Raw genomic sequence first — 25802 nt, 5'->3', positions numbered from 1 at the left:
TCGCTCTTGGTTATTCGGTCGTGGTAATGCGGTTCTGGATTAGCTGTCGCGGTAACGGGGCGACTGCCGTGGTCAGACGCTGACCTGGCTGATGTCTTCCACCTGCAGCAGCCAGCCGCTCTGCTCCTGCTGCGGTTCGCCGCTGACCCGCAGCCGCTCACCGGTCGGCACCCACTGCCCCTCGGGCAGGGAGACCAGCAGACTCTCGCTGCCGTTGTCGAACAGCCAGCGATCTTCGCCAAGCGATTCAATCAGATAACCTTCCATCTCCACTCTGGACTCGGCTTGCCAGGATGGCGCAACGGAATCACGGCTCTCGATGAAATCCCCCTGAACACCAAAACTGGCTAGCCCCCACAGAATGGAGAGCCCAACGATGGATGTTTGCATCTTGTCTCTCCTCTTTTGGAACTGTAGGGCCAGTATGGGAACAGAAAACTGAGCGCACCATGAACAAGGTGGCAAAGTGCTGGCGAGATCGCGAAAAAATCCGACCAATTGGCCGGTAGTGTCATTTTATGGTGCCTGGATCACACTATTTGGCGGCTTCTTCTGCCATCCGTTCAGCTCTTGGCTTATTCGTCCACATGGCTACCCCGCGATGATCCCCACAGATCCCCTCTGCCACCACGGCGCGAACCCGGGTGCCATCTTTGCAAATGGCCTGCCAGGTGTCGGCATCATCGATGGCGAGCGAGTTGGGGGACGGCGTGGTTTGGCAAGCCGTGAGCAGCAGAGCGCACAGGGGGAGCAATTTTTTCATGGCGGACTCCTCGGGGTGATGGGGGACTGAGAGGATTGGGATGACCTCTCCATCCGGGCTTCACTCCCCAGCATCAGTGATAACCGGTTAAGGGGCAAGGGGAGAGGTCACCGACAGGTGCAGGTGCCGTGCAGCCGGGGCTTGCCCTGTGCCCTCCTTGGGCCTAAGGTGGGGCCGTTTTACTGCCTGATTGAAGGAGCGTTTTCATGTCCACTCTCTATCCCCGCGTCGGGGTCGGCGTCATCCTGACCAACGCCCAAGGCCAGGTGCTGTTTGGCAAACGCAAAGGGAGCCATGCCCCTTACTGGTCGATCCCGGGTGGTCATCTGGAGTTGGGGGAGAGCTTCGAGTCGGCGGCGATCCGCGAGGTGGCCGAGGAGACCGGACTTGAGATCCACGGGCCCGAGGTCGTGGCGGTGACCAACAATCTGGAGACATGGCGCGAGAGCGGGTTGCACTATATCTCGGTGACGCTGCACGCTAAGGCCGATGGTGAGCCGCAACTGCTGGAGCCGGAGAAGTGCGAAGGCTGGGTCTGGTGCGATCCGCGCGCGTTGCCCGAGCCCCATTTCGACGCCAGCCGTCAGTCCATCGCCTGCTGGCTGGCGGGACGCTGCTATCTGCCGGGTGATATGCCCATGGTGTCGGCCTAATCAGTCTGATTGTCATAAAACGATCATCGCGCTGTCATAATATCCCCTCTCCATCGGGAGAAGAGGGATGAGGGAGAAGAGCGTGGGACAGGTATTTATTCAGTTTTTATGGCTGGGCTGCATCAGCTTTGGTGGTCCGGCCGCTCATATCGGCTATTTCCAGCGCACCTTCGTCCAGCGGCTTGGCTGGCTGACACAGGCCGAATTTGCCCGCTTGCTGGCGCTGTGCCAACTGCTGCCGGGGCCCGCCTCCAGCCAGCTTGGTTTCGCCATCGGTCGTCATCGCGCCGGTCTGGGCGGGGCGCTCTCAGCTTTTCTTGGCTTCACGCTGCCCTCATTTCTGCTGCTACTGGCGGCCGCGATCGGCATCGGCCAGCTGGGCAGCAATCTGTGGCTCGATGCGGCACTGCACGGCCTCAAGCTGCTGGCGCTCATCGTGGTGGCCGATGCGGTGCTCACCATGAGTCGTCAGTTCTGTGCCACGGGAATGACTCAAGGGATCATGGTGGTGACCGCTGCTGCACTCTGGTGGCAGCCCGGTCTGCTGACTCAACTGTTGATGCTGGCGGGAGCTGCGCTGATCTGCGCCCGCAGCCAGAGCGGGGCGGGTAGTGTGCCAGCCTCCGCCGAGCAGCCTTCTGCCGCCAGCAGTCAGCCTCATTGGCCGACCCTGCTGCTGTTTGGCATCCTTTTTATCGGTCTGCCGCTGCTCGGTAGCCCGATTGGCCAGCTGGTTGCCGACTTCTATCGCGCCGGTAGTCTGGTGTTTGGCGGTGGCCATGTGGTGCTGCCGCTGCTGCAAGAGAGCGTGGGCCACACTCTCAACGCGCAGCAGTTTCTGACCGGTTACAGCCTGGCCCAGTTGGTGCCGGGCCCCATGTTTACCCTTGCCACCTATCTTGGCGCCCAGTTGCAGCCCGAGATGCCGATGATCGGGGCCCTGTTGGCGACCCTGGCGCTCTTTGCACCCGGCTTTCTGCTGCTCTGGGCGGTGGGCCCCTGCTGGCAACAGTGGCTGGCCCGGCCCCGTCTGGCGGGGGCTGTCACCGGCATCAATGCTGCCGTAGTGGGCTTGTTGCTGGCGGCCCTCTATCAGCCGGTGTGGCAGAGTGCGGTGCTGGCGCCGACCGATCTGGCGCTGGCGGCCATCGGCTTTTATCTGCTGCGGGTGTTGAAGTTGCCGGTGCCGGCCATCGCGGCCCTGCTGGTGATGGCCGCCATCCTGCTGGCGTGAAGCCGGTGAAATCCCGATAAAAACGGCGCCTCCGTGATGGAGGCGCCGTTTTTATTGCAATGGGTAAGCCGTTCAGACCTCGGGATCGAAATCCAGACTCAGGCTGTTGACGCAGTAGCGCTGGCCTGTCTCGGTCGGTCCGTCGGGGAAGACGTGACCGAGGTGAGAGCCGCACTGGCGGCAGGTGATCTCCACCCGCTTCATGCCGTGGCTGTTGTCTTCGGTGTACTCCACCGTCCCCTCGATGGCCTTGTCGAACGAGGGCCAGCCGCAGCCGGAATCAAACTTGGCTCCTGAGTGAAACAGCACGCTCTTGCAGCAGACACAGAGGTAGTCGCCGCTCTTGCGATTGTGGAGCAGGGCGCCGCTGTAGGGGCGCTCGGTGCCCTTCTCCCAGCAGACGTGAAACTGCTCGGGGGTCAGTTTGCTGCGCCACTGTTCCGGATTGTTACTGCTCATACCGACTCCTTGCCATCCATACCGGAGCCCAGCATAGCGGCTCCGTAAAGCTGACTCCAGCATGCCTCTTATGCTTTGCCTGTATCTGTGATCGAGGTGGCAACCATCTCCTCACCGGATGCAGGGAGAATTTCCTGCTGCGGTGGCTGGGCATCCTCCGCCGTGCTGGCCAGCGCCACCCGCTCCAGCAGTTTGAGGGAGTGGGCCCGGCCGACCGCCACCTGCCGTTTGATGTCATCGGGCAGGAAGGGCAGCCCATCGTTAGTGGCGGTGTCGATGGTCTGGATCCACTCCAGCCCTTCCCCCGGCGGGGGCAGGCGGAACTGGATATCGTAGTCGCTGGCGTTGAACAGCACGTACCAGCGCTCGCCGACACAGTTGATCATGCCGATATCCATGGCGAACGCCTGCCCCATGGGGGCGTGCCAATCCTGATCGGTGAGCTGGTGGCCGTCCGGGTGATACCAGTTGACCTGATGGCAGCTGGACGGGGTGCCATTCCAGCTGTCGTCGCTCAGTTGCAGGTTGGAGAAGACGCACGACTCCGCCCGCAGCGCCATCATCTGCTGGGTGAAGGCGAACAGCCGTTCATCCTCCGGTCGCCACTGCCAGTTGACCCAGCTGATCTGGTTGTCCTGACAGTAGGCGTTGTTGTTGCCAAGCTGGCTGCGGCCCATCTCGTCCCCGGCGAGGAAGTGCGGGGTCCCTTGCGACAGCAGCAGGGTGGCAATCAGATTGCGCTTCTGCTGCTGGCGCAGGCTGTTGACCCGCGGATCCAGGGTTGGCCCCTCTACCCCGTGGTTATAGGAGAGGTTGTTGCCGTGACCATCCCGATTGTCTTCACCGTTGGCCTGATTGTGGCGCTGGTTGTAGGAGACCAGATCCTCCAGGGTGAAACCGTCGTGATAGCAGAGGTAGTTGACGCTGGTGTGGGGGGAGCGCCAGTTCTTCGGGAAAATATCCCGCGAGCCTACCAAGCGGGTGGCAAAGTCCCCCATCTTGCCCGCATCACCGCGCCAGAAGGCGCGCACCGTGTCGCGGTAGCGGTCGTTGATCTCCTGCCACTGGCTCGGGAATTGACCCAGCCGGTAGCCGAAGGGGCCGATATCCCAGGGTTCGGCGATGAGCTTGACCTGTGACAGCACAGGGTCGGCCATCACCGCCTTGAAGAAGGCGCCCATGGGCTCGAACTCCCCCGCTTCCCGCGCCAGCGTCACCGCCAGATCGAAACGGAAGCCATCCACCTGCATCTCGGTAACCCAGTAGCGCAGGGCATCGAGCACCAGTCGCAGGGTGTTGGGGTGATCCAGATTGACGCTGTTGCCACAGCCGGTCACGTTGGCGTGACGGGTGTAGTCCGGGCCGTGGGGGCCCGCTTCGAAGGCGTAGTAACCGGCGTTGTCAAAGCCCTTGAACGAGAGGGTAGGGCCGTCGAAGCCCGAGGCGGCAGTGTGGTTGTAGACCACATCCAGGATCACCTCGAGCCCGGCCCGGTGCAGCTCGCGCACCATGGTCTTGAACTCGGTCACCGCCTCGTCTGCTCGGGTGCTGTAACGCGGCTCCGGGGCGAAGAAGGCGATGGGGTTGTAGCCCCAGTAGTTGGTCAGTCCCAGCTGCTCCAGTCGCGGTTCCGACATGAAGGCGGCCACCGGCATCAGCTGCACCGAGGTGATGCCGAGGCTCTTCATGTGCTCGATAACCAGCGGGTGACAGATGCCAAGGTAGGTGCCCTGCAGCGCTTTGGGGATCCCCGGGTGCTGCTTGGTAAAGCCCTTGACGTGGGTCTCGTAGATAATGGTGCGGGCCGGGCTGATCCCGGGTTTGCCAACCCCTTGCCAGTCAAAACTGTCATCCACTACCACCGACTTGGCAATCATCCCGGCACTGTCCCCCTGATAGAGGGCTTCATCCCAGTAGGTGGGACGACTGAGCGCCTTGGCGTAGGGGTCGATCAGCAGTTTTTGCGGATCGAACAGCATCCCCTCCTGCGGGGTACCATAGACCCGATAGCCGTAGCGCTGACCGGCCTTTACGCCGCGCACGTAGCCAAAGCGATACTGGCCACGGCGGCCGGGCAACTCCAGCCGCATCAGCTCCTGCTCCTGCTCGTCGTACAGGCAGATCTCCACCTTGTCCGACTGGGGGGCCCAGACGCAGAAGTGGCAACCGTTCTCGTCAAGGCGGGCCCCCAGCGGGTGGCCCACCCCTTTTTCCATTACAAGCATCAAGACTCCTGTTTGATAAACAAGGTCGCCAGCGGCGGCAGATCCAGCACTATGCTGTGCGCCATCCCCTGCCAGGGGGTCGGCTCGGCAGCGAACACCAGACCTACATCATAGTTACTGCCCCAGTAATACTCGCTGTCGGTGTTGAGCATCACCCGATAGTGGCCCTCAGCTGGGACGCCGATCCGATATTCGAGACGAGGCACCGGGGTGAAGTTGCAAGCCACCACAATAGCCTGCTTGCCCTCTTTGTCCGCCCGCAGCCAGGCAAAGATGCTGTTGTCGGCATCGTTATGATCCAGCCAGCGGAAGCCGGTCTGCTCATAATCGGCCTGATACAAGGCAGGCTCATGACGGTAGAGGTGGTTGAGATCGTGGATCAGTCGCTGTTGACCGGCATGCTTGGGATATTGCAGCAGATGCCACGGCAGTTGGGCGTCGTGGTTCCACTCGTTGCTCTGGGCGATTTCGGTGCCCATGAAGTTGAGCTTCTTGCCCGGGTGGGCGTACATGAAACCCATGTAGGCCCGCAGGTTGGCTGCTTGCTGCCACTCGTCGCCCGGCATCTTGTAGAGCATGGAGTGCTTGCCGTGCACCACCTCGTCGTGGGAGAGCGACAGGATGAAGTTCTCGTCATAGTGGTAAACCATGGAGAAGGTCATGTCGTTGTGGTGGTAGCGGCGGTGGATCGGCTCTTTCTGCATGTAGGTGAGGGTGTCGTGCATCCAGCCCATATTCCACTTGAAGCCAAAGCCGAGGCCGCCGAGGAAGGTGGGGCGGGAGACACCGGCAAAGGCGGTGGACTCTTCGGCTATGGTCATGGCGTGGGGATACTTGCCATAGACCTCCTCGTTGGTCCACTTGAGCAGGCTGATCGCCTCGTAGTTGTGGTTGCCGCCATCGACGTTCGGTACCCACTCACCGGCGTTGCGGGAGTAATCCAGATAGAGCATGGAGGCGACCGCATCCACCCGCAGTCCGTCGATGTGGAACTTGTCGAGCCAGAACAGGGCGCTCGCCACCAGGAACTGGCGCACTGTGTCGCGGCCAAAGTCGTAGATGTAGGAGTTCCAGTCCGGGTGCCAGCCACGGCGCGGATCTTCATATTCGTAGAGCGGGGTGCCATCGAAGCGGGCCAGGCCGTGGGCATCGGACGGGAAGTGGGCGGGCACCCAGTCCAGAATGATGCCGATGCCGGCCTGGTGGCACTGGTCGACGAAGTATTTGAAATCATCAGCGGTGCCGTAGCGGCTGGTAGGGGAGAACATGCCCACCGGCTGGTAGCCCCAGGAGCCGCTGAAGGGGTGCTCGGAGACCGGCAGCAGCTCGATGTGGGTGTACTCCATCTCCTTGACGTAGGCGACCAGCTCCACTGCCAGCTCGCGCCAGCTCAGGCTGTCGCCGTTGGGGTGGCGCTTCCAGGAGCCGACGTGCAGCTCATAGATGGAGAGCGGCTGCTCGCGTTTGTCGTTGTGCTGGCTGGCAATCCACTCGGCATCCTGCCACTGGTACTGGGCGTGGTCATAGACCACGGAGGCGAACGACGGATACTGCTCGCAGTAAAAGCCGACCGGATCGCTCTTGTGGGGCAGCCGGTTGCCCATGGGGTCTTTGAGCTCAAACTTGTAGCGATCCCCGGCCTTGAGGCCCGGCACAAACAGCACCCAGTGACCGCAGAGGCTGCGCTGCATCGGGTGGCGGCGGCCATCCCAGAAGTTGAAATCGCCGATGAGGCTCACGGCGGTGGCGCTCGGCGCATAGACCGCAAAACGCACCCCTTCCACCTGCTGGCCAAGATGCTCCACGGTGCGCAGCTGGGCGCCAAGGGTGTGATAGAGGTTTTCCGGCTGGGCGGTCAGTTCGGCCAGGCCTGCCCAGGCGGCATCCTGAAACTGATAGGGGTCGATGACCTCGGTGGTGGCATCTTGGTAGCTGGCGAGCAGCTGATAGGGGAAGGAGTTTTTGCGGCGGGTGAAAACAGTTTCAAAAAGACCCGATTCATCGGTGGGCGCCAGGGTGGCAACGACTTTGCCCGACTTGAGATCCTTGACGCGAACTTCGAGGGCATCAGGCAACCAGGCGGTCAGTTTGAGGCCGGGCCCATCCGGATTGGCCTGCAGGCCTAAGTGAGAGAAGGGATCGGAACAGCGGGCAGCAACCAAACGTTCAACGAGCATCGAGATTTCCTTTCATGACAGAGCATCCACTCCGGCCGAAGCCGGAGTGGATTTAGGTGAGAGCGCTGTGGGAGACAGCGTCTCAACGACTGGCCTCATCACGGGCTTGGCTCATCTTGCCAGCCAGTGCCTTGAGTGCCTCATTGGCAAAAATATCTTCCAGATCAGCGGAAAGCTTGCGGCGCCAGTTGGGGTATTCGTAACTGGTGCCCGGTACGTTGACCGGCTTGTCCATCTCCAGCCAGTCTTCCAGCTGGGTACTGAACAGGGCACAGCTGCCGCGGGACATATGGATCTGCAGACCGTGGTTGAGTTCGGTGTTCATGCCGACCCAGTTCACGTCATGACTGATGTTGTCAGAGATGACCTTGTGGGCATGCAGGCTGTCGAGGATCCGCTGTTTGGCCTGGTGGCGATCAGCATACAGAGTCTTCAGCACATCTTCATCCGGATACAGACCCAGTTGACGGCCGAGCGCCAGATCATCGCAGTGCCAGAAGCCCTTGAGGGTCGGCATGTCGTGGGTGGTCAGGGCTGACATCGCCTGCTCGGTGTAGTGCGCCGGGGAGATAAAGCCGCCATCTTCCTTGGAGCGCTCGAAGAAGAACACCTTGTAGGAGTGGACGCCGTTCTCTTTCAGAGTCACGTCGATCCCCTCCGGCACGGTGCCCAGATCCTCGCCGATCAGCAGGCACTGATTGCGGTGGGATTCGAGGGCCAGAATGCCCAGCAGATCGTTGACCGGATAGTAGATGTAGGCGCCCTTGGCGGCGGACGCTCCGGGCGGTACCCACCACAGGCGCAGCAGTGCCATCACGTGGTCGATGCGCAGTGCGCCGCAGGAGCGCATGTTGGCACGGAACAAGTCCACCATCGGCTGGTAGGCCGCTTCAAACAGCTTGTTCGGGTTCATCGGGGGCAGGCCCCAGTTCTGACCGAGCGGGCCGAGGATATCGGGCGGCGCACCGACAGAGGCTTTCGGGCAGTAGAGATCCTGGTTTGCCCAGATCTCGGTGGAGCCTTCGGAGACGCCCACCGCCAGATCCCGGTAGATACCCATCACCATGCCGGCAGCTTTGGCACGGGCATCGGCTTGCGCCAATTGCTCATCAGCCAGGAACTGCAGATAGAGATAGAAGTTTACATCTTGCGGGTGCTCGGCCATCCAGGCGGCAACGGCAGGGTTGTGGTAATCGCGCAGCTCCTGCGGCCATACCGGCCAGCCCCAGGCATTTTCGCCTTTGGCATAGAAGTGGGCCTGCAGGGCATCAAATGCAGCCTGCTGCTGCAGGCTGTCGCCACCGGCGGCGACGAAGGCATCGAAGGCGGCCTGACGTTCGGCGCTCAGGGTGGCATCGTCGAACACCTGACGCAGCATGCCGATCTTGGTCTCGATGACGCCGGTGTAATCGACGTTCTCTTTGGCGCGCAGATCGGCCAGATGCTGCTGGAAGGCAGGACTTGCCACTTCCGCTTTCAGGCGATCGTTCTGCTGGAATTCGGGCACCGCTTCCACATTGATATAGGCTACGTTGAGCCAGCGACGGGAAGAGGGGCTGTAGGGACTGGCGCTCTCCGGATTGGCCGGATAGAGGGCGTGGATAGGGTTGAGGCCGACGAAGTGGGCACCCCAGGCGGCGGCTTTCTCAACCAGCTGGCCCAGATCGCTGAAGTCACCGATACCCCAGTTATGGCGGCTGCGCAGGCAGTAAAGCTGCACGCTCGGACCCCATACCTTGCGGCCATCGGCAATCGGCGCCTGCTTGTAGCAGGCCTTGGGGGCAACGATGAGGCGCATGGTGGCCAGCGGCTCGTCATTGCCCTCTTCCAGCAACACCAGCTGGTGATAACCCAGCTCCGGGGCCATATCCAGCGTGACGCGATAGGCCTGGCACTCCATCTCTTCAAATTCGGCCACGCCGACCAGCTCACCCTCGATGGGGGTGAATTGACCGGACAGCACTGCACCCTGCTCCTGCTGGAGCTGCCAGGTGAGGGCGTCGTTGACGAATTCGATGGGGAGGCGAACCTCAAGGGTAACGGCGTCGCCGGTGCGAACCACCATCACAGGATCCAGCGCCCGCAGCCAGTGCTGGCGATGCTCCTCTTCCAGCTGCTGCACCAGTGCGGCCTCGTCATCGACGCGGTAGCCCATGGCGCCCAGCATGGCGGCCTTGCTCTCTTCTGATACCTGGGCCGGGTGGCCCCAGGCATCGACATACTCGCTGGCGATACCTTTTGCGGCAGCCAGCTGTTCAATCAGGGTGGTCATAGTTTGAGAATTCCCGCTGTGGATTCTATCTATACTATTTTGTTTGATTTTTATGGGGTGGTACTTGAACAGTGGCTCTTTGGCCATGCTAAACCGCGCACATTTTTACATATCTCTGTGAATGGTTGTGTGACCGAGTAGGCACTATTGTTGATATCTGCGCGATGCCACGATCTGGCACTTTTTTCGTCAAAACGTGGTAATCAGTTACATAAACAGAAAATTAATTTCACAGTTTTTCATGATATAGCGCAATTTCAGACAGAATGTTGGTTGACTCACCGGAGAGTTCTAGTAAATTTACAAGCGGAATTTTCTTTGACTACTGAACAGTTAGGTAACTAAATATGACTATCAAAGTAGGTATTAACGGTTTTGGCCGTATCGGTCGTTTCGTATTCCGTCTGGCTTGCGAGCGTGCAGACATCGAAGTTGTTGGTATCAACGACCTGATCGATGTTGACTACATGGCTTACATGCTGAAGTACGATTCAACTCACGGTCGTTTCAACGGTACCGTTGAAGTTAAAGACGGCAACCTGGTTGTAAACGGCAAAACCGTACGTGTTACCGCTGAGCGTGACCCGGCCAACCTGAAGTGGGGCGAAATCGGTGTTGACGTTGTTGCTGAAGCTACCGGTCTGTTCCTGACCGACGAGACTGCTCGTAAGCACATCGCTGCTGGTGCCAAGAAAGTTGTTCTGACTGGCCCGTCCAAAGACGCTACCCCGATGTTCGTAATGGGTGTTAACGACTCTACCTACGCTGGCCAGGACATCGTTTCCAACGCTTCCTGCACCACCAACTGCCTGGCACCGATCGCCAAGGTTCTGAACGATACCTTCGGTATCGAGTCTGGCCTGATGACCACCGTTCACGCTACCACTGCTACCCAGAAGACCGTTGATGGTCCGTCTGCCAAAGACTGGCGCGGTGGCCGCGGTGCGGCTCAGAACATCATCCCGTCCTCTACCGGTGCTGCCAAAGCTGTTGGCGTAGTTATCCCGGAACTGAAAGGCAAGCTGACCGGTATGGCTTTCCGTGTTCCGACTCCGGACGTCTCTGTTGTTGACCTGACCGTTAACCTGAAGAAAGCTGCCACCTACGCAGAAATCTGCGAAGCGATGAAAGCTGCTTCCGAAGGCGCTATGAAAGGCGTTCTGGGCTACACCGAAGACGAAGTTGTATCTACCGACTTCCTGGGTGAGCGTCAGACCTCCGTATTCGATGCCAAGGCTGGTATCCAGCTGAACGACAAATTCGTTAAAGTTGTATCCTGGTACGACAACGAAATGGGCTACTCCAGCAAAGTTCTGGATCTGATCGCTCACATCTCCAAGTAATTTGGGATGCGCAATCGCGTAGCTTGAAAAAGGCGGCCATTGGCCGCCTTTTTGTTTTTCGGTTTCCCCTGATGACAGGAGTCCACATGCAATCCATTCGTCCCCTGACAGCCAATTGCAAGCTTGCCAACAATGCGGCCGGTCTGCCGGTTCTCACCATCAACAACGACTATGCCAAGGCCGAGATCAGCCTGTTTGGCGCCCATGTGCTGAGCTATCAGCGTCATGGCGAGCCGGCCTCCATCTGGCTGAGTGACAAGGCGGTGCTGGATGGCAGCAAGCCTGTTCGCGGTGGTATCCCGATTTGCTGGCCCTGGTTTGGCCCGGCGCCCGCCCGCGTTGGTAGCGGCAAGCCCTCCCACGGTTTTGCCCGTACCACCATCTGGATGCTGGACGGGGTCTCCGATCACGCCGATGGCACGCTCGTTCATCTCTCCCTGCGCGATAGCGATGCAACCCGCGCCCTGTGGGATCACTCCTTCGAGCTGGAACTGGACGTGCTGGTGGGCAAAGAGCTCTCGCTGGTGCTGACCACTCGCAACACCGGTAGCCAGCCGCTGACTTATAGCGGTGCGCTGCACACCTATTTGCAGATCAGCGCACCGGAGGCGGTGAGCGTCACCGGCCTGGGCGAGCCCTATGCCGACAAGCTGACCGGGCAGGATGCCAAGCAGCAGGGGGCATTGACCCTGAGCGGGCCGCTGGATCGGGTCTACTGGCAGCCAGAGGCGCTGGTGAAGGTGCAGGATGGTGAGCGCGAGACCCGGGTTGTCAGTGGCAACCACGACAGCGTGGTGGTCTGGACCCCCTGGCTGGAAGGGGCCACCGCCATGGCCGACATGAGCGACGATGGCTATCGCACCATGCTCTGCGTCGAGGCAGCCATTGCTGGCGAGGCGGGGGTGACCGTTGCACCGGATGAAGAGCACAGCCTCTCCACCGTGATCATCTGAGCAGGATGAGGTTCAGATAAATAAAGAGGGCTCCCACGGGAGCCCTCTTTGCATCTCGTGACGGCGGCAATCAGGCGTTGCCCTGGGTCTTGAGCTTGAGTTCGGCGGCGAAATTGAGCATGCGATCGAGGGGGATCAAGGCTTTGACCCGCAGAGCTTCGTCGACATGGATCTCGTGGCGCTCGGCACCGTCGGTGAGTGCCTCCTTGATCGCCACCAGACCATTCATCGCCATCCAGGGGCAGTGGGCGCAGCTGCGGCAGGTGGCGCCATCGCCACCGGTCGGCGCTTCCACCATCTCTTTCTCCGGACAAGCCTGCTGCATCTTGTAGAAGATGCCCCGATCGGTCGCCACGATCAGCTTCTGCTGGGGCAGCTCCTTGGCCGCCTTGATCAGCTGACTGGTGGAGCCCACCGCATCGGCCAGCTCGATCACCGAGGCGGGGGATTCCGGATGAACCAGCACGGCGGCGTCAGGATTCTGCTCTTTCAGCTCGCGCAGGGCGCGGGCCTTGAACTCATCGTGGACGATGCAGTGGCCCTGCCAGCGCAGCATCTGCGCCCCGGTCTTCTTCTCAATATAGGCACCCAGATGGCGATCCGGGCCCCAGATGATCTTGTGACCCAGACTGTCGAGGTGTTCGACGATCTCCAGCGCGATGCTGGAGGTAACGACCCAGTCAGCCCGCGCTTTGACCGCAGCCGAGGTATTGGCGTAGACCACCACGGTATGATCCGGGTTGGCATCGCAGAAGGCGGAAAACTGCTCGATGGGGCAGCCCAGATCGAGGGAGCATTCGGCCTTCAGAGTCGGCATCAGCACCCGTTTGTGGGGGCTCAGGATCTTGGAGGTCTCCCCCATGAAGCGCACCCCGGCGACGATCAGGGTCTGCGCCTCGTGATCGCGGCCAAAGCGGGCCATCTCCAGCGAGTCACCGACGAAACCGCCGGTGGCTTCGGCTAGCGCCTGGATCTCGGGATCCGTGTAGTAGTGGGCGACCAGTACCGCTTTGCGCTCCTTGAGTAGCGCCTTGATTTCTGTGGTCAAGGTCGTTCTCTGCTCGGCACTCAGGGGAAGAGGTTTGGCCGGAAAGGGGTAGTCCATCGCGACTACCGGCGGGACACTGCTCAGTGCATTGCTCATTGCGACTGTTCCATCAACGCTCGGGAAGGCCAAAATTATAACCAGAAGCCGGTGACAAACCCATCACAAATCCGGTGTGCTGCAAGTGGACGAATATACTCAACTTATTCGTTGTCATATTGCCATAAGGAGTTGTCGTATGAAGCAACGTTCCCTCAAGTTCAAGTTGTTGTCTCTGACCATGGGGCTGTTTCTGTTGACCGGGCTGGCCATGACCCTGTTGCAATCGGCTTCTTTCAGTTCCCTTCGCAATATGGTGATGACCCAGACCAGCGATGCACTGGAAGAGGAGGTCTCCCGCAGCCTGCAGTATCAGGCAGAGCGCTATGCCATCCAGATTGCCTCGCTGATGCAGAACTCCTATCAGATCCCCCTGACCGTGACCGCCCAGATTGAAGCCGGGATGGCCAAACCGGAACTGCGGTTGTCGCGACCCCAAGTGGAGTCTCTGCTCGGCAGCAGCCTGCAGCAGGCGAGCGGGATCAGCTCCATTTATGCCCAGTTTGAACCGGATGGCTATGATGGCGAAGATGGCAACTGGCTGGGCGGGGCCAGCCACTCGGTGGCAGGAAAGGGGAGTCTGGAGGTCTATTTCACCAAGGATCAGGGAGGGGCCGTCGCTCAGCAAGCGGTGGACGCTGCTGCCAGCGAGGCCAAGTTTGATACCTCCCTCAACGAGTTTGGCATTCGCAACAGCGAGTGGTATCTCTGTGGTCGCGATACCCGCCAGCCCTGCCTGATGGAGCCTTATCTCTACGAAATCAGCCCGGGCAACAAGATGCTGATGACCAGTCTGACGGTGCCCGTGCTGCGTGACGGCAAGTTTGTCGGGCTGGCCGGGGTGGATATGAACCTGCCCATCTTCCAGCAACTGGCTGAAAACCTTGGCAAGAGCCTCTATGACAACAAGGCGGATGTGACCCTGGTCAGCAAGATGGGGCTGATTGTGGGCAGCAACCGCTATGCCGACAAGCTGGGCCGTCCACTCAAGGAGGTGGGCCTGACCCTGCCTGACGGTCAGCCGGTCAGCAGCGACAGTGACTTTATTCTTCATCAGCCCATTCGGGTTGAGGCTGCCAATACCCAGTGGTGGTTGATGATCAAGGTGCCCAAGGCGCTGGCGCTCGGCAAGGCGCACGCCATCAGCAATGAACTGGGCACCCTGCTGGTGGATGCCCAGCGGCAGCAGATCATCGCCATGGGCGGGATTACCCTGTTGGTGCTGGGGCTGCTGGTCTGGTTTATCCAGACCATCACAGCGCCACTTTCTCTTATCAGCCGCCATGTGGGCCATCTCTCCAGCAACGAGGGGGACCTGACCCAGCAGATGGAGATCGACACCCATCAGGAGCTGATCGATCTGGGTTCTCAGCTCAATGCCTTCCTCGGCAAGCTGCGGGGCATGGTGCAAATGAGCAAGGGGATTGGTCAGCAGGTCTACCAGCAGGCGCGGGAGATGAAACATACCGCCGACACCATGCGCAGTAGTCTGGACGAGCAGAATCTGGAGCTGGAGAGCGTGGTGAGCGCCATGCATCAGATGAGCACCACGGCAGTCAGCGTGGCGGGTTATGCCGAGCAGGCGGCGCAGGAGTCGGAAGCGGCGACCCACCACATCAATACCGCCCAGCAGACCCTCAGCAATGCTCGCAACGAGATCCATACTCTGGTCGGCGATATGCATGAGGCGGATAAAGCGGTGGCGCTGGTGGCCCAGCGCAGCACCAATATCAGCCGGATCCTCGATGTGATCCGTGCCATTGCCGAGCAGACCAATCTGCTGGCCCTCAATGCCGCCATCGAAGCGGCACGTGCGGGTGATATGGGCCGTGGCTTTGCTGTGGTGGCGGATGAGGTAAGGGCGCTGGCCAACAAGACCCGTGAATCGACCGACGAGATCGGCCAGCTGATTGGTAGCCTGCAAACAGAGGTGAGCAGCAGTCAACGTCTGATGAATACCGGCATCGAGCGCTCCACCACCACGGTGCAGGGTACCGAGCAGGCGTTCGAGGCGCTCAATCGGGTGGTGGCGCAGATCCAGCAGATCCACGACCACATCAGTCAGGTGGCTACCGCCGCCGAGCAGCAGAGCGCCGTCAGTGACGATATCAACAAGAATTTGATGCGGATCGGTGATACCGCCAACGTGATTGGGCAGGAGGCCAGCTCCAGCCATCAACTGAGCGAGGCGCTGGAGCAAGCGGCCACGGCGCTCGCCAGTCAGCTCGATCGGCTGCGTACCTGAGTGGCAGCCAGAGAGACAAAAGCCCGCGAGCGATCGCGGGCTTTTTTATGACTCGACGGCAGAGTTGCGTCAGTTGCGGGGTTCAACCAGCAGGATGTGGGAGTCGGCCCCGACCACCCTGACCTTGCTGCCCGCAGGCAGCGACTCGTCACAGCGCACCGTCCAGACCGTGTCGTCCAGATGCACCCGGCTGGTGCCCTGGGTCACATCATCCAGAAGGGTCAGCTCGCGGCCCATATAACTCTGCATCCGCTCGTTGATGGTGCTGGCGGCATCCTGACCCGAGTTGTCGCGCTGGTGCTGCCAGCGCCACCAGGCCCAGGTGGTGAGCAGGGATTGTACCGCAAACAGCAGCAGCTGCGCCTGCCAGCCAAAGGGCCAGATCAGCAGCAGTAGCCCCACTTCCAGCGCGGCGATGCCGGTCCAGAGCAAAAAGCCCACCGAGCCGAGCACCTCGATGGCCAGCAGAATGAAGCCGAGCCCCAGCCAGTGCCAGTGGGTCAGCCCCTCTAACAGGGCTGTCATGACTTGCTGCCCTTGCCATCTTTGTTGAACAGCTCGGCCATGCCAGCCACAGAGCCAATCAGGCTGCCCGCTTCCAGCGGCATCATGATGATCTTGCTGTTGGGGCCTTCACCGATGCGGGCCAGTGCCTCGGTATATTTCTGAGCCACGAAGTAGTTGATGGCCTGCAGGTCTCCTTCCGCAATCGCCTGGGAAACCATATGGGTCGCCTTGGCTTCCGCCTCGGCAGCCCGCTCCCGTGCTTCGGCGGCGAGAAAGGCGGCCTGACGCTCACCTTCGGCTTTGAGGATCTGGGACTGCTTCTCCCCTTCCGCTTTCAGGATCTTGGACTGGCGCACTCCTTCGGCCTCCAGTACCTCGGCCCGTTTCTGGCGCTCGGCCTTCATCTGGGCGTTCATCGCTTCGACCAGCGCCAGCGGCGGGCGCACATCTTTAATCTCGATGCGGGTCACCTTGATGCCCCAGGGGGCGGTGGCGGCATCCATGGTGCGCAGCAGTTTCTCGTTGATGGTGTCGCGCTGGGAGAGCATCTCGTCCAGCTCCATGGCGCCGAGCACGGTCCGCATGTTGGTCATGGTGAGATTGCGGATAGCGCTGGTGAGATCGTTGACCTCGTAACCCGCTTTGCGGGCATCCACCACCTGCACAAAGCTGATGGCATCGATGGTGACGTTGGCGTTGTCGCGGGAGATCACCTCTTGTGCCGGGATATCCAGCACCTGCTCCATCATGATGATTTTGTGGCCGACCCGATCCACGTAGGGGATCAGCAGGTTGAGACCCGGGGTCAGGGTGCGGGTGTAGCGGCCGAAGCGCTCTACCGTCCAGTTGTAGCCCTGGGGCACTATCTTGATGCCCGCGCTCAGGGTGGCGAGCACCAGGAACACAAAAATCCCTAGCACAATCAATGATTCATTCATCATTTAGCTCCTTATGAAACACAGTCCCTAGCCTATGGTCTGGCGTCAGGTACCACAAGTGACTTTGTACGCCTTTGTCATGAATTGGCTTTGCTAATTACCAAAACGCATTAAAAAGCATTTTTTATTATTTTGAGGGATAAGCTGCCCTGCCTATAGTCGCCCCATATTAGTCGTGTTCCGAGGGATGGGCCGAAATGGATTATTTACCTATGTTTGCCAAGTTGGAAGGCCGCCCGGTACTGCTGGTGGGCGGGGGCGAGGTTGCCCTGCGCAAGGCGCGCCTGCTGCTGGCGGCCGGTGCCCGGCTGACCCTGGTCTCCCCGGAGCTTGAACCGGAATTTTCGGAATTCACCGGTCGTTTCACCCATCTGGCGGAGCGCTTCACCCCGGCCCATCTGGCTGGCCAGATTTTGGTGGTGGCGGCGACCGACAACCTCGAAGTCAACGCCCTCGTTTATCAGAGCGCCAACCAGCTGGGTCTGTTCGTCAACGTGGTGGATGACCCCAAACGCTCCAGCTTTATCTTCCCCTCGATCATCGATCGCTCGCCGCTGATGGTAGCGGTCTCCAGTGGCGGCAAGGCGCCGGTGCTGGTGCGCCTGTTGCGTGAGCGGTTGGAGAGCCTGCTGCCGCGCCATCTCGGCGGGCTGACCGAGCTCTCTGGCCGGGTGCGTGACAAGGCCAAGCGGGTGCTCTCCTCGATTTCCGATCGTCGTCGCTTCTGGGAGCGCGCCTTTGCCTCCAACACCCTCGCCAGCCTGATTGAGAAAGAGGACTGGCAAGGTGCCGAGCAGTGGCTGAGCGATGGCCTCGATCAGGCGAAAAGCGAAGTGGGCGAGGTGGTGCTGGTCGGTGCGGGTCCCGGTGATCCGGGCCTGCTGACCCTCAAGGCGCTGCAACAGATTCAACAGGCTGAAGTGGTGCTCTACGACCAGCTGGTCTCCGCCGAGATCCTCGATCTGGTGCGCCGCGACGCCACTCTGGTGTCGGTCGGCAAGAAGGCGGGCGCCCACAGCGTGCCGCAGGAGGAGACCAATCGCCTGCTGGTGGAATACGCCAAGGCGGGCAACCGGGTGGTGCGGCTGAAAGGGGGCGATCCCTTTATGTTTGGCCGGGGTGGCGAGGAGCTGGAAGTGCTGGCCGACGAAGGCATCCCCTTCTCGGTGGTGCCCGGCATCACGGCCGCCGCCGGTGCCACCGCCTATGCCGGCATTCCGCTCACTCACCGTGATTACGCCCAGAGCGCCGTCTTTATCACTGGCCACTGCCAGAAAGAGGGCAAGGAGCCCGACTGGCAGCAGCTCGCCGCCACCAGTCAGACCCTGGTCATCTACATGGGGCTGATGCGCTCCGAGCATATCCAGCAGCAATTGGTGGATCACGGCCGAAGCCAAGCCACCCCCATCGCCATCATCGAGCGCGGCACCACGTCCCGCCAGCGGGTGCTGACCGGCACGCTGGCCGACTTGGCCGAGCTGGCCAAACAGGCGGTGAGCCCGTCGCTTATCGTCATCGGCGAAGTGGTTGCCCTGCGTGAGCGGCTAGCCTGGTTTGGGGAAAAAAGCGGCCAGCAGAACGCTAACCCGGATCTCGATGGCTGTGACCTCAAGCTGGTGCAGCTGGCCTGACCGAGAAAGAGATATTTGATGCGGCTGCCAGCGCGGCCGCGCACTGAACCACCCAGCGCCCCGAGCAGGCGCATAAGCAATGACCCGAGGACCAACATGGACCGTGAAAGATTGACGCACTTGCAGCAGCTGGAAGCCGAGAGCATCCATATCATCCGCGAGGTGGCTGCCGAATTTGAAAACCCGGTGATGATGTATTCCATCGGCAAGGACTCCTCCGTCATGCTGCACCTTGCCCGCAAGGCCTTCTATCCGGGCAAGATCCCGTTCCCCTTGCTCCACGTCGATACCGACTGGAAGTTCAAGGAGATGATCAAGTTCCGCGACGAGACCGCCAAAAAGTACGGGCTGGATCTCATCGTCCACAAGAACCCGGAAGGGCTCGCCATGGGCATCAACCCCTTCGTCCACGGCAGCGGCAAGCACACCGACATCATGAAGACCGAGGGGCTCAAGCAGGCGCTTAACAAATATGGCTTCGATGCCGCCTTCGGCGGTGCCCGCCGCGACGAGGAGAAGTCCCGCGCCAAGGAGCGGGTCTACTCCTTCCGTGACAAGTCTCACCGCTGGGATCCGAAGAACCAGCGCCCCGAGCTGTGGCGGGTCTACAACAGCCAGGTCAACAAGGGGGAGAGCATCCGGGTGTTCCCACTCTCCAACTGGACCGAGCTGGATATCTGGCAATACATCTATCTGGAAAAGATCGACATAGTGCCGCTCTACTTCGCCGCTTACCGTCCGGTGGTGGAGCGCAACGGCATCAAGATCATGGTGGATGACGATCGTATGCCCATCGGCCCGGAAGACGAAGTGAAGCAGGAGCTGGTGCGCTTCCGCACCCTCGGTTGCTACCCGCTGACCGGGGCCATCGAATCCGATGCCACCACCTTGCCGGAAATTATTGAAGAGATGCTGCTCACCACCTCGAGCGAGCGGCAAGGGCGGCTGATTGACCACGATCAGGCCGGCTCCATGGAGCAGAAGAAGCGTCAGGGATATTTCTAAGGAGTCCGTCAGCATGAACAGCCATATTCAGACCGCCATCACCGAACAGGGCATCGAAGCCTATCTGCACGCCCAGCAGCACAAGAGCCTGCTGCGTTTTCTCACCTGCGGCAGCGTGGATGACGGCAAGAGCACCCTTATCGGTCGCCTGCTGCACGACTCCCAGCAGATTTATGAAGATCAGCTCAAAGCGCTGGAGTCCGACAGCCAGAAGCTCGGCACCACAGGCGAGAAGCTGGACCTGGCACTGCTGGTAGACGGCCTGCAAGCGGAGCGCGAGCAGGGCATCACCATCGACGTGGCCTACCGCTACTTCTCCACCGCCAAGCGCAAATTTATCATCTCGGATACCCCGGGCCACGAGCAGTACACCCGCAACATGGCCACCGGCGCCTCCACCTGCGATCTGGCCATCATTCTGATCGACGCTCGCAAAGGGGTGCTGGATCAGACCCGCCGCCACAGCTTTATTGCGAGCCTGCTCGGCATCAAGCAGTTCGTGGTGGCGGTCAACAAGATGGATCTGGTGGAGTTCAGTCAGGAGGTGTTCGAGCGCATCAGTGCCGACTACCGCGAGTTCGCCAAGAAGCTCAGTGTCGACACCATCCATATCGTGCCGGTCTCGGCGCTGGACGGTGACAACGTGGTCAACCCGAGCGACAAGCTGGCTTGGTACGAAGGCGAAACCCTGCTCTCCCTGCTGGAGTCGGCGGAAGTGGAGCGCGAGCTGGAGCGTCATCCGGTGCGCCTGCCGGTGCAGTATGTGAACCGCCCCAACCTCGATTTTCGCGGCTTCGCGGGCACGCTGGCCTCTGGCATCCTGCGGGTGGGCGACAAGCTGGCGGTGCTGCCGTCGGGCAAGGAGAGCACAGTCACCCGCATCGTCACCTTCGACGGGGATCTGGAGTACGCCCTGCCGGGTCAGGCCATCACGGTCACCTTCGCCGACGAGATCGATATCAGCCGCGGCGACCTGCTGGTGGATGCCGCCAAGCAGCCGCAAGTGACCCAGAATGTGCTGGCCCATATCGTCTGGATGGGGGAGGAGTCCCTGCAACCGGGCCGGGTCTACGACGTCAAACTGGCCACCAAGAAGAGTCGCGGTCAGGTGGAGGCCATCCGCCACCGTATCGAGATCAACAAGCTGGACGAGCTGCCCGCCTCCGAGCTCAAGCTCAACGAGATCGGCCTGTGCGAGCTGAGCCTCACCGACCCGGTGGCGTTTGACCCGTATCAGGAGATCCGTGATACCGGCAGCTTTATCCTGATCGACCGGCTGACCAACGTCACCGTCGGCGCGGGCATGATAGTGGAAGGCTTGGCCGCCAAAGCGGTAAAAGGGCACTACAGCGAGTTCGAAATCGAGCTCAACGCCCTGGTGCGCAAGCACTTCCCGCACTGGCAAGCCCTTGCCATCGGTAACGACACAAGCAAGGAGTAAGCCCATGACCTGGCAACAATTCCTGGTGCTGGGTCTGCTGGCTGCTCTCGTGGCCCTGCTGATCCAGGGCAAACTCCGCCCGGCGCTGCTCTTCTCGGGCGCCGTGCTCATCACCTACCTGAGCGGGCTGGCGGATATCAATGCCGTGGTGGCGGGTTACACCAACAGTGCCCTGCTGACCCTGGTGCTGTTGCTGCTGGTGTCGCTGGCGGTGGAGAAGACCCGCATCATGAGCTGGTTCGCCAATCTGGTGGGCACGGGTTCATTCAACAAGGTGCTGGTGAAGGTGTGGTTCTCCACCGCCTTCCTGTCGGCGTTCGTCAACAACACCGCCGTGGTGGCCTCCATGCTGGGAGCGGTCAAACGCAACCCCAACCATGCGCCGTCGCGGCTGCTGCTGCCCATGTGCTTCGCGGCCACCTTTGGCGGGGTGCTGACCCTGATCGGCACCTCCACCAATCTCATCGTCAACAGCTTCCTCATCAAGATGGGGGCGCCGCCGCTCGGCATGTTCGACTTCTTTATGGTGGGGGCGGGTACTCTGCTGACCGGTCTGGTGGCCGTGCTGCTGTTTGCCCGTCACCTGCCGGTGCAGGATACCGAGATGAGCCGCGAATCCGGCTACTTTCTCGAAGCCAAGGTGGGCGCCGGTTCACCGCTGGCGGGGCGCAGCGTCAAGGAGAACGGCCTGCGCAGCCTGAAAAGCCTCTATCTGGCGGAAATCATTCGCGGCGAGCAGGTGATCTGCCCGGTGCAGCCGGAACACGAGCTGCACGAAGGGGACGTACTGCTGTTTTGTGGCGATGTGGAGAGCGTCGGCGTATTGCAGGAGATGAAGGGGCTGGATCTCTACGGCCAGCACCGCCTCAACGGCCAGCATCTGGTGGAGGTGATCGTCAGCCACAGCTCGCGGCTGGTGGATCAGACCATCAAGGATGCCGAATTTCGCACCCACTTCGATGCGGTGGTGCTGGCGGTGCGCCGCGGCGAAACCCAGCTTACCGGTGGCCTCGGCCAGATTGAACTGCACGCCGGTGATACCCTGCTGCTGGCCCCCGGCCCCCAGTTTGCCCGCAACAAGTCGCTGGGACGTGAGTTTGTGGTGGTGAGCGGGCTGGAAGCCTCCACCCGTCTCGATGGCAAACGCAGCGCCGCCGTGGTGCTGGGGTTTCTCGGGGTGCTGGCGCTCTCTGTGTTCGATCTGGTGCCGCTGTTCAAGGGCTTGCTGTTGATGCTGGTGGCGCTGCTGCTCACCCGCATTCTGACCCTGGACGAGATCCGCCGCCGCTTTCCACTGGATATCTGGCTGGTGGTGGGCGGGGCGCTCGCCATCGCCGATCAGCTGGAAAAGAGCGGACTGGCCAAGCTTATCGCCGACTGGCTGATGGGGGAGTTCAACGGTGCCAGCCCCATCATCGCCTTTATCGGTATCTATTTGTTTACGCTGGTGCTGACCGAGCTGATGAGCAACAACGCCGCCGCCGCGCTGGCCTTCCCCATGGGTTACCAGCTGGCGCTCAGCATGGATGTCTCGACCATGCCGTTTATTCTGGCGGTGCTGTTCGGGGCCAGCTCCAGCTTTATCCTGCCCTACGGCTACCAGACCAACCTGATGGTCTATGCCGCGGGCAACTACAAGATGCCGGACTACCTCAAGCTGGCCCTGCCGGTCTCGCTGGCCTATAGCCTCGGGGTGATTGTGATGGTGCCCCTGCTGTTTCCGTTTTAAGGCGTGAGCGCCAATCAAGGTGTGTTGGGTGAGCAATACCATGGCATCAGCACGTTGTCGGCTGATAGTCCGAGGCGGCTCCCCGTGGTGCCGGACAGTTTAAGTTTTGAGGCGTGAGCGCCAATCAAGGAGTGTTGGATGAGTAATATCGTGTGGCACAAGCATGCCGTGGACAAACAGAGCCGGGCCGAGCTTAAAGGGCAAAAGCCGCTGGTGATCTGGTTTACCGGGCTGTCGGGGGCAGGCAAATCGACCCTGGCGGGGGCGCTGGAGCAGGCGCTGGCGGCACAAGGCAAGCACACCTATCTGCTGGATGGGGACAATGTGCGCCACGGCCTCTGTGGCGATCTCGGTTTCGATGATGCCGCGCGACAGGAGAATATCCGCCGGGTCGGCGAGGTGGCAAAACTGATGGTGGATGCGGGCCTTATCGTGCTCACCGCCTTTATCTCGCCGTTCCGTGCCGAGCGGGCGCTGGTGCGCAATCTGTTGGGCGAAGGTGAGTTTGTCGAGGTCTTTGTCGATGCGCCGCTTGCCATCTGCGAAGAGCGCGACCCCAAGGGGCTCTATAAAAAAGCGCGGGCAGGGGAAATTACTAATTTTACCGGTATCGACTCCGCCTATGAGGCACCGGAGCAGCCGGAAATTCATCTGCTTAACGCCGGCAAGCCGGTCGCTGCGCTTGTGGATGAGCTGCTCACCGCCCTGCGGCAAGGGAACTACCTGTAGTTGGATCGGTAGAACCTATAACAAGCGCCCGGCAGCCGGCCAGTTGGCTACTACAGGCGCTGATGGGCTGGCGGTAGCCACTATAAGCAAAAGTTGGGTCATTATCAGAAAACCCATAAATCCAGCTTATAGTGGCACCGATGAGCCTTGAGCCACCCCAAGGCAGCCGATAGCAATCCCGTAAGAGGATCTTCCGATCCTTGCTTATACCGCGGTGGAGTTATTCGCGATTGTCCGAATACGCTGCGCTATTCGAACCTACGGGCTAACGTTTAAGCAGTGTGGCGCAAGCCGCATCGTGGTGAATCGTCATACAAAAGCGCATTGTTAGAGCATTTTTCATTCTGCAATCACAGCATCACCATAAGCTACCACATATGTGACTTCCCACTGCGAGCCTTGCGCGTGATAAGAGCCGGAAACAAGACGTACATTTACTACAGCATTGGCTCCCTTCTCTTTAGCGGCAGAGAATAAGCTGCGAAATATTTCATCACTTATTTTTGGGATATCTCCGGCGATTCCTTTTTTTGTATATTCAATCAAACCAAGTGACTTTGTAATTTTCCTACCTGGTATTTCTTGAAGCGTATAGCACCCTTCTATAAGGGCCGAACTTTCTTCGGGACCACTTAAGCCAAATAAACCCATGCTCTCTCCTTTTTATTGCTTTAACTTTTAATTGTGGAGCGGTGTGCGCTACCAAACTAATTATTTATTATGTTTGTTGCTGAATACTCTTTTTTTACGATCTCTTGTGCTAGCGCAGTCGCCTCTGCAGCAGTTGCGAACTTTTGTTTATAGAAATAAAAAAAGGCGATGTTGTACTGAGCTAACTCTATAAAAATGTAATTGTTAGTTGAATGGAAGAAATAAAAATCTGGATTTTTTGTACGCAAAACACACAGTGAGTTATGTTTTTGTAATTTCGATTTAATTGTAAGTGTTTTTAGAGCATTTCGGAGGTTAGAAAATACTTTTGATGGACTCTGATTTATTGGGCCTTGAAACATGGCGATAGGCATTTTACCAATATAAGGAATATAGTCCGCACCTTGAACTTTATTTAAATTTCTACGAAGATCAAGTATGTGAAATTTGTATTCAATAATTTCTAGCCATAGAATTATTTTATCTAACTCATCATTCGTGAAGTATTCATAGCGCAGATCAATTTCACTAAATTTATGAGTAAGGTATCTTTCTAATTCGCCAAGAATACTATTGTTGCAATCTGGGCATGCGGGAACGGTAGTTTTATTATATGTCTGCGCATTTCTATTGGTTGTTGTGATAAAAGTTCTTTTTGTACAGCGTTCATAAACCCATTGTGGAATGACATGCTCTTTAGTCAAGTTATGAATTTCGCCACAAAATATACAGATATTTACTGAATGCTCTTCAGTAATAGAGTTTATCACCATACTTTGATGGGATTTTATCTTTTTCCGAAACTCAATAAGCTTTCTATCCAGACTCATATTTTAATTTAACCATTATCTCGTATATTTTTCTAAAAATCGTAGGTTGGTGCTGAACGAAGTAAAGCCCAACATTTACCGCGAAACGTATCTGCACATCTGTTTTACCGAATGCTCCAACCCGTGTTTATTCCACTCTGGTTGCGGTGCTCATGCTCGTCTGTTGGGCTTCGCTACGCTCTGAGCCAACCTACCACAACCACGTGACCGCCCCTTAGTATTAAAATTTTAGATGCAACAATGTGGGAATTACGAGTTTCTTGGGAAGTTGTCTGGATCAAAATATGGGTCATTCTCCCAGCCCATTTCAATTTTGACACACTCTCTAAATACTACTGCCTCCCAGTGACGAAGAAGGCATTGTGCCGATTTGAACTCCTTTTCAAAATTTTCTAAAAATATACCTACACGGTCATAGCTCTTCTGCTTATTGAACGCGATTTTTCTAGATATGCCAAAACGAAATAGGTCTCCGGAAGGGTCAATTTCATGATATGCAGTAATAATATTGTTTGTCATTTCAAGGCGAGCATCATTATTAATTTTGTAACCATAACTGATGAGCCAATCTCTGCAAGCTAACCATATTTTTTCAAGATCATGGCTATTAAGAGGTGCAGCATCAAAGTTTTTGTCAAAAGTATTTATTGAATGCATTAATGCTTTTAAATGTAGCTCAATTACTTGTCTCGATATGTGAGCAACTGGTGCGATCCAATTTACAATCCCTGAAATACGGTATTGTTCAATTAATTCATCAGCGGCCATACCAAAGTCGATAGCAAGTTCAGAATACCCACATGAAGTATTATGGTTTTCAACATAAAAGATTGATTTATGGCTTTTTTTATATTCTAATGATGGCCCTTTCCA

Annotated in this window: 22 protein-coding genes; 10 read left to right on the top strand and 12 right to left on the bottom strand. The window is 58.8% G+C overall.

Translation table 11 applies throughout. The features are described from left to right. Positions 1-72 precede the first annotated feature (72 nt). Complete coding sequence (locus G5137_RS13815; protein ID WP_005343224.1) at positions 73-390, bottom strand: hypothetical protein; 318 nt, start codon at positions 388-390, stop codon at positions 73-75. 145 nt (positions 391-535) lie between these two features. Then, positions 536-763 carry a hypothetical protein gene (locus tag G5137_RS13810; RefSeq protein WP_421255551.1) on the bottom strand — a complete coding sequence of 76 codons (228 nt, stop codon included), beginning with the start codon at positions 761-763 and terminating at the stop codon, positions 536-538. Between the two features lie 206 nt (positions 764-969). Between G5137_RS13810 and G5137_RS13805 the strand changes: the two genes are divergently transcribed. Beyond that, positions 970-1416, top strand: coding sequence for an NUDIX hydrolase (locus G5137_RS13805; RefSeq protein WP_335819968.1), 447 nt, complete (start codon positions 970-972; stop codon positions 1414-1416). Positions 1417-1498: 82 nt separating this feature from the next. Further along, entirely contained in the window at positions 1499-2650 is a 1152-nt protein-coding gene (gene chrA, locus G5137_RS13800; RefSeq protein WP_421255550.1) for a chromate efflux transporter, read from the top strand. Between the two features lie 72 nt (positions 2651-2722). On the opposite strand, the gene msrB is transcribed toward chrA, so the two are convergent. The 4 genes from msrB to malQ all read right to left on the bottom strand — a co-directional run bounded on the left by msrB (position 2723) and on the right by malQ (position 9783). Next, positions 2723-3109 carry a peptide-methionine (R)-S-oxide reductase MsrB gene (gene msrB, locus G5137_RS13795; RefSeq protein ID WP_005362957.1) on the bottom strand — a complete coding sequence of 129 codons (387 nt, stop codon included), beginning with the start codon at positions 3107-3109 and terminating at the stop codon, positions 2723-2725. Between the two features lie 68 nt (positions 3110-3177). After that, positions 3178-5334: a glycogen debranching protein GlgX gene (gene glgX, locus G5137_RS13790; protein ID WP_219296176.1), complete on the bottom strand. Its 2157-nt coding sequence runs from the start codon at positions 5332-5334 to the stop codon at positions 3178-3180. Beyond that, a complete protein-coding gene (gene glgB / locus G5137_RS13785; protein ID WP_421255549.1) occupies positions 5334-7511 on the bottom strand; it encodes a 1,4-alpha-glucan branching protein GlgB in 2178 nt (725 codons plus the stop codon). The genes glgX and glgB overlap by 1 nt, the downstream gene beginning before the upstream one ends. 82 nt (positions 7512-7593) lie before the next feature. Beyond that, on the bottom strand, positions 7594-9783 hold the full coding sequence (gene malQ, locus G5137_RS13780; protein WP_216952049.1) for a 4-alpha-glucanotransferase: 2190 nt from the start codon (positions 9781-9783) through the stop codon (positions 7594-7596). A gap of 347 nt (positions 9784-10130) precedes the next feature. On the opposite strand from malQ, the gene gap reads away from it, so the two are divergent. Continuing rightward, entirely contained in the window at positions 10131-11126 is a 996-nt protein-coding gene (gap, locus tag G5137_RS13775) for a type I glyceraldehyde-3-phosphate dehydrogenase (protein ID WP_158112746.1), read from the top strand. Positions 11127-11212: 86 nt separating this feature from the next. Continuing rightward, positions 11213-12079, top strand: a complete 867-nt coding sequence (locus G5137_RS13770) for a D-hexose-6-phosphate mutarotase (protein WP_421255548.1) — start codon at positions 11213-11215, stop codon at positions 12077-12079. 70 nt (positions 12080-12149) lie between these two features. Here G5137_RS13770 and nadA read toward each other — a convergent pair whose 3' ends face one another. After that, complete coding sequence (gene nadA, locus G5137_RS13765; RefSeq protein ID WP_421255547.1) at positions 12150-13223, bottom strand: quinolinate synthase NadA; 1074 nt, start codon at positions 13221-13223, stop codon at positions 12150-12152. Between the two features lie 139 nt (positions 13224-13362). Here nadA and G5137_RS13760 point away from each other — a divergent pair, with 139 nt between their 5' ends. Next, positions 13363-15468 carry a methyl-accepting chemotaxis protein gene (locus G5137_RS13760; RefSeq protein ID WP_421255546.1) on the top strand — a complete coding sequence of 702 codons (2106 nt, stop codon included), beginning with the start codon at positions 13363-13365 and terminating at the stop codon, positions 15466-15468. A gap of 69 nt (positions 15469-15537) precedes the next feature. On the opposite strand, the gene G5137_RS13755 is transcribed toward G5137_RS13760, so the two are convergent. Continuing rightward, positions 15538-15993 carry an NfeD family protein gene (locus G5137_RS13755; RefSeq protein WP_005335704.1) on the bottom strand — a complete coding sequence of 152 codons (456 nt, stop codon included), beginning with the start codon at positions 15991-15993 and terminating at the stop codon, positions 15538-15540. After that, complete coding sequence (locus G5137_RS13750; RefSeq protein WP_005335703.1) at positions 15990-16913, bottom strand: SPFH domain-containing protein; 924 nt, start codon at positions 16911-16913, stop codon at positions 15990-15992. Before G5137_RS13750 ends, G5137_RS13755 begins: the two co-directional genes overlap by 4 nt. Before the next feature lie 197 nt (positions 16914-17110). Here G5137_RS13750 and cysG point away from each other — a divergent pair, with 197 nt between their 5' ends. From cysG to cysC, 5 genes are all read left to right on the top strand, one after another. Then, complete coding sequence (cysG, locus tag G5137_RS13745) at positions 17111-18544, top strand: siroheme synthase CysG (protein WP_421255545.1); 1434 nt, start codon at positions 17111-17113, stop codon at positions 18542-18544. Between the two features lie 72 nt (positions 18545-18616). Then, positions 18617-19549 carry a sulfate adenylyltransferase subunit CysD gene (cysD, locus tag G5137_RS13740; RefSeq protein WP_323137704.1) on the top strand — a complete coding sequence of 311 codons (933 nt, stop codon included), beginning with the start codon at positions 18617-18619 and terminating at the stop codon, positions 19547-19549. A gap of 13 nt (positions 19550-19562) precedes the next feature. After that, positions 19563-20990 carry a sulfate adenylyltransferase subunit CysN gene (gene cysN, locus G5137_RS13735; protein ID WP_201911761.1) on the top strand — a complete coding sequence of 476 codons (1428 nt, stop codon included), beginning with the start codon at positions 19563-19565 and terminating at the stop codon, positions 20988-20990. 4 nt (positions 20991-20994) lie between these two features. Further along, positions 20995-22719: an SLC13 family permease gene (locus G5137_RS13730; RefSeq protein WP_368215165.1), complete on the top strand. Its 1725-nt coding sequence runs from the start codon at positions 20995-20997 to the stop codon at positions 22717-22719. 138 nt (positions 22720-22857) lie between these two features. Beyond that, positions 22858-23448: an adenylyl-sulfate kinase gene (cysC, locus tag G5137_RS13725; RefSeq protein WP_335862443.1), complete on the top strand. Its 591-nt coding sequence runs from the start codon at positions 22858-22860 to the stop codon at positions 23446-23448. Positions 23449-23787: 339 nt separating this feature from the next. On the opposite strand, the gene G5137_RS13720 is transcribed toward cysC, so the two are convergent. The 3 genes from G5137_RS13720 to G5137_RS13710 all read right to left on the bottom strand — a co-directional run bounded on the left by G5137_RS13720 (position 23788) and on the right by G5137_RS13710 (position 25697). Beyond that, positions 23788-24099, bottom strand: a complete 312-nt coding sequence (locus tag G5137_RS13720; RefSeq protein WP_159144343.1) for a heavy metal-binding domain-containing protein — start codon at positions 24097-24099, stop codon at positions 23788-23790. Between the two features lie 56 nt (positions 24100-24155). Then, positions 24156-24929 (bottom strand): hypothetical protein, encoded by a 774-nt coding sequence (locus G5137_RS13715; protein ID WP_236563053.1) that lies wholly within the window; start codon positions 24927-24929, stop codon positions 24156-24158. Positions 24930-25178: 249 nt separating this feature from the next. Next, positions 25179-25697, bottom strand: coding sequence for a hypothetical protein (locus G5137_RS13710; RefSeq protein WP_421255544.1), 519 nt, complete (start codon positions 25695-25697; stop codon positions 25179-25181). Between the last annotated feature and the right edge of the window lie 105 nt (positions 25698-25802).

It is taken from the genome of Aeromonas sp. 600282, from assembly GCF_049175755.1.
Taxonomy (GTDB): Bacteria; Pseudomonadota; Gammaproteobacteria; order Enterobacterales; family Aeromonadaceae; genus Aeromonas; species Aeromonas veronii_A.
The sequence above is the reverse complement of the archived record's forward strand: the minus strand, read 5'-3'. Positions and strand labels throughout refer to the sequence as shown.

What these genes read in the sequence shown, in the direction of transcription:
- cysG (WP_421255545.1), top strand. Translation starts at nt 17,111, where the DNA reads ATGGATTATTTACCTATGTTTGCCAAGTTGGAAGGCCGCCCGGTACTG.
- G5137_RS13810 (WP_421255551.1), bottom strand. Translation starts at nt 763, where the DNA reads ATGAAAAAATTGCTCCCCCTGTGCGCTCTGCTGCTCACGGCTTGCCAA.
- glgB (WP_421255549.1), bottom strand. Translation starts at nt 7,511, where the DNA reads ATGCTCGTTGAACGTTTGGTTGCTGCCCGCTGTTCCGATCCCTTCTCT.
- malQ (WP_216952049.1), bottom strand. Translation starts at nt 9,783, where the DNA reads ATGACCACCCTGATTGAACAGCTGGCTGCCGCAAAAGGTATCGCCAGC.
- G5137_RS13710 (WP_421255544.1), bottom strand. Translation starts at nt 25,697, where the DNA reads ATGGCCGCTGATGAATTAATTGAACAATACCGTATTTCAGGGATTGTA.
- glgX (WP_219296176.1), bottom strand. Translation starts at nt 5,334, where the DNA reads ATGCTTGTAATGGAAAAAGGGGTGGGCCACCCGCTGGGGGCCCGCCTT.
- G5137_RS13760 (WP_421255546.1), top strand. Translation starts at nt 13,363, where the DNA reads ATGAAGCAACGTTCCCTCAAGTTCAAGTTGTTGTCTCTGACCATGGGG.
- nadA (WP_421255547.1), bottom strand. Translation starts at nt 13,223, where the DNA reads ATGAGCAATGCACTGAGCAGTGTCCCGCCGGTAGTCGCGATGGACTAC.
- G5137_RS13815 (WP_005343224.1), bottom strand. Translation starts at nt 390, where the DNA reads ATGCAAACATCCATCGTTGGGCTCTCCATTCTGTGGGGGCTAGCCAGT.
- G5137_RS13715 (WP_236563053.1), bottom strand. Translation starts at nt 24,929, where the DNA reads ATGAGTCTGGATAGAAAGCTTATTGAGTTTCGGAAAAAGATAAAATCC.
- G5137_RS13750 (WP_005335703.1), bottom strand. Translation starts at nt 16,913, where the DNA reads ATGAATGAATCATTGATTGTGCTAGGGATTTTTGTGTTCCTGGTGCTC.
- cysC (WP_335862443.1), top strand. Translation starts at nt 22,858, where the DNA reads ATGAGTAATATCGTGTGGCACAAGCATGCCGTGGACAAACAGAGCCGG.
- G5137_RS13805 (WP_335819968.1), top strand. Translation starts at nt 970, where the DNA reads ATGTCCACTCTCTATCCCCGCGTCGGGGTCGGCGTCATCCTGACCAAC.
- G5137_RS13755 (WP_005335704.1), bottom strand. Translation starts at nt 15,993, where the DNA reads ATGACAGCCCTGTTAGAGGGGCTGACCCACTGGCACTGGCTGGGGCTC.
- msrB (WP_005362957.1), bottom strand. Translation starts at nt 3,109, where the DNA reads ATGAGCAGTAACAATCCGGAACAGTGGCGCAGCAAACTGACCCCCGAG.
- cysN (WP_201911761.1), top strand. Translation starts at nt 19,563, where the DNA reads ATGAACAGCCATATTCAGACCGCCATCACCGAACAGGGCATCGAAGCC.
- G5137_RS13720 (WP_159144343.1), bottom strand. Translation starts at nt 24,099, where the DNA reads ATGGGTTTATTTGGCTTAAGTGGTCCCGAAGAAAGTTCGGCCCTTATA.
- gap (WP_158112746.1), top strand. Translation starts at nt 10,131, where the DNA reads ATGACTATCAAAGTAGGTATTAACGGTTTTGGCCGTATCGGTCGTTTC.
- G5137_RS13770 (WP_421255548.1), top strand. Translation starts at nt 11,213, where the DNA reads ATGCAATCCATTCGTCCCCTGACAGCCAATTGCAAGCTTGCCAACAAT.
- G5137_RS13730 (WP_368215165.1), top strand. Translation starts at nt 20,995, where the DNA reads ATGACCTGGCAACAATTCCTGGTGCTGGGTCTGCTGGCTGCTCTCGTG.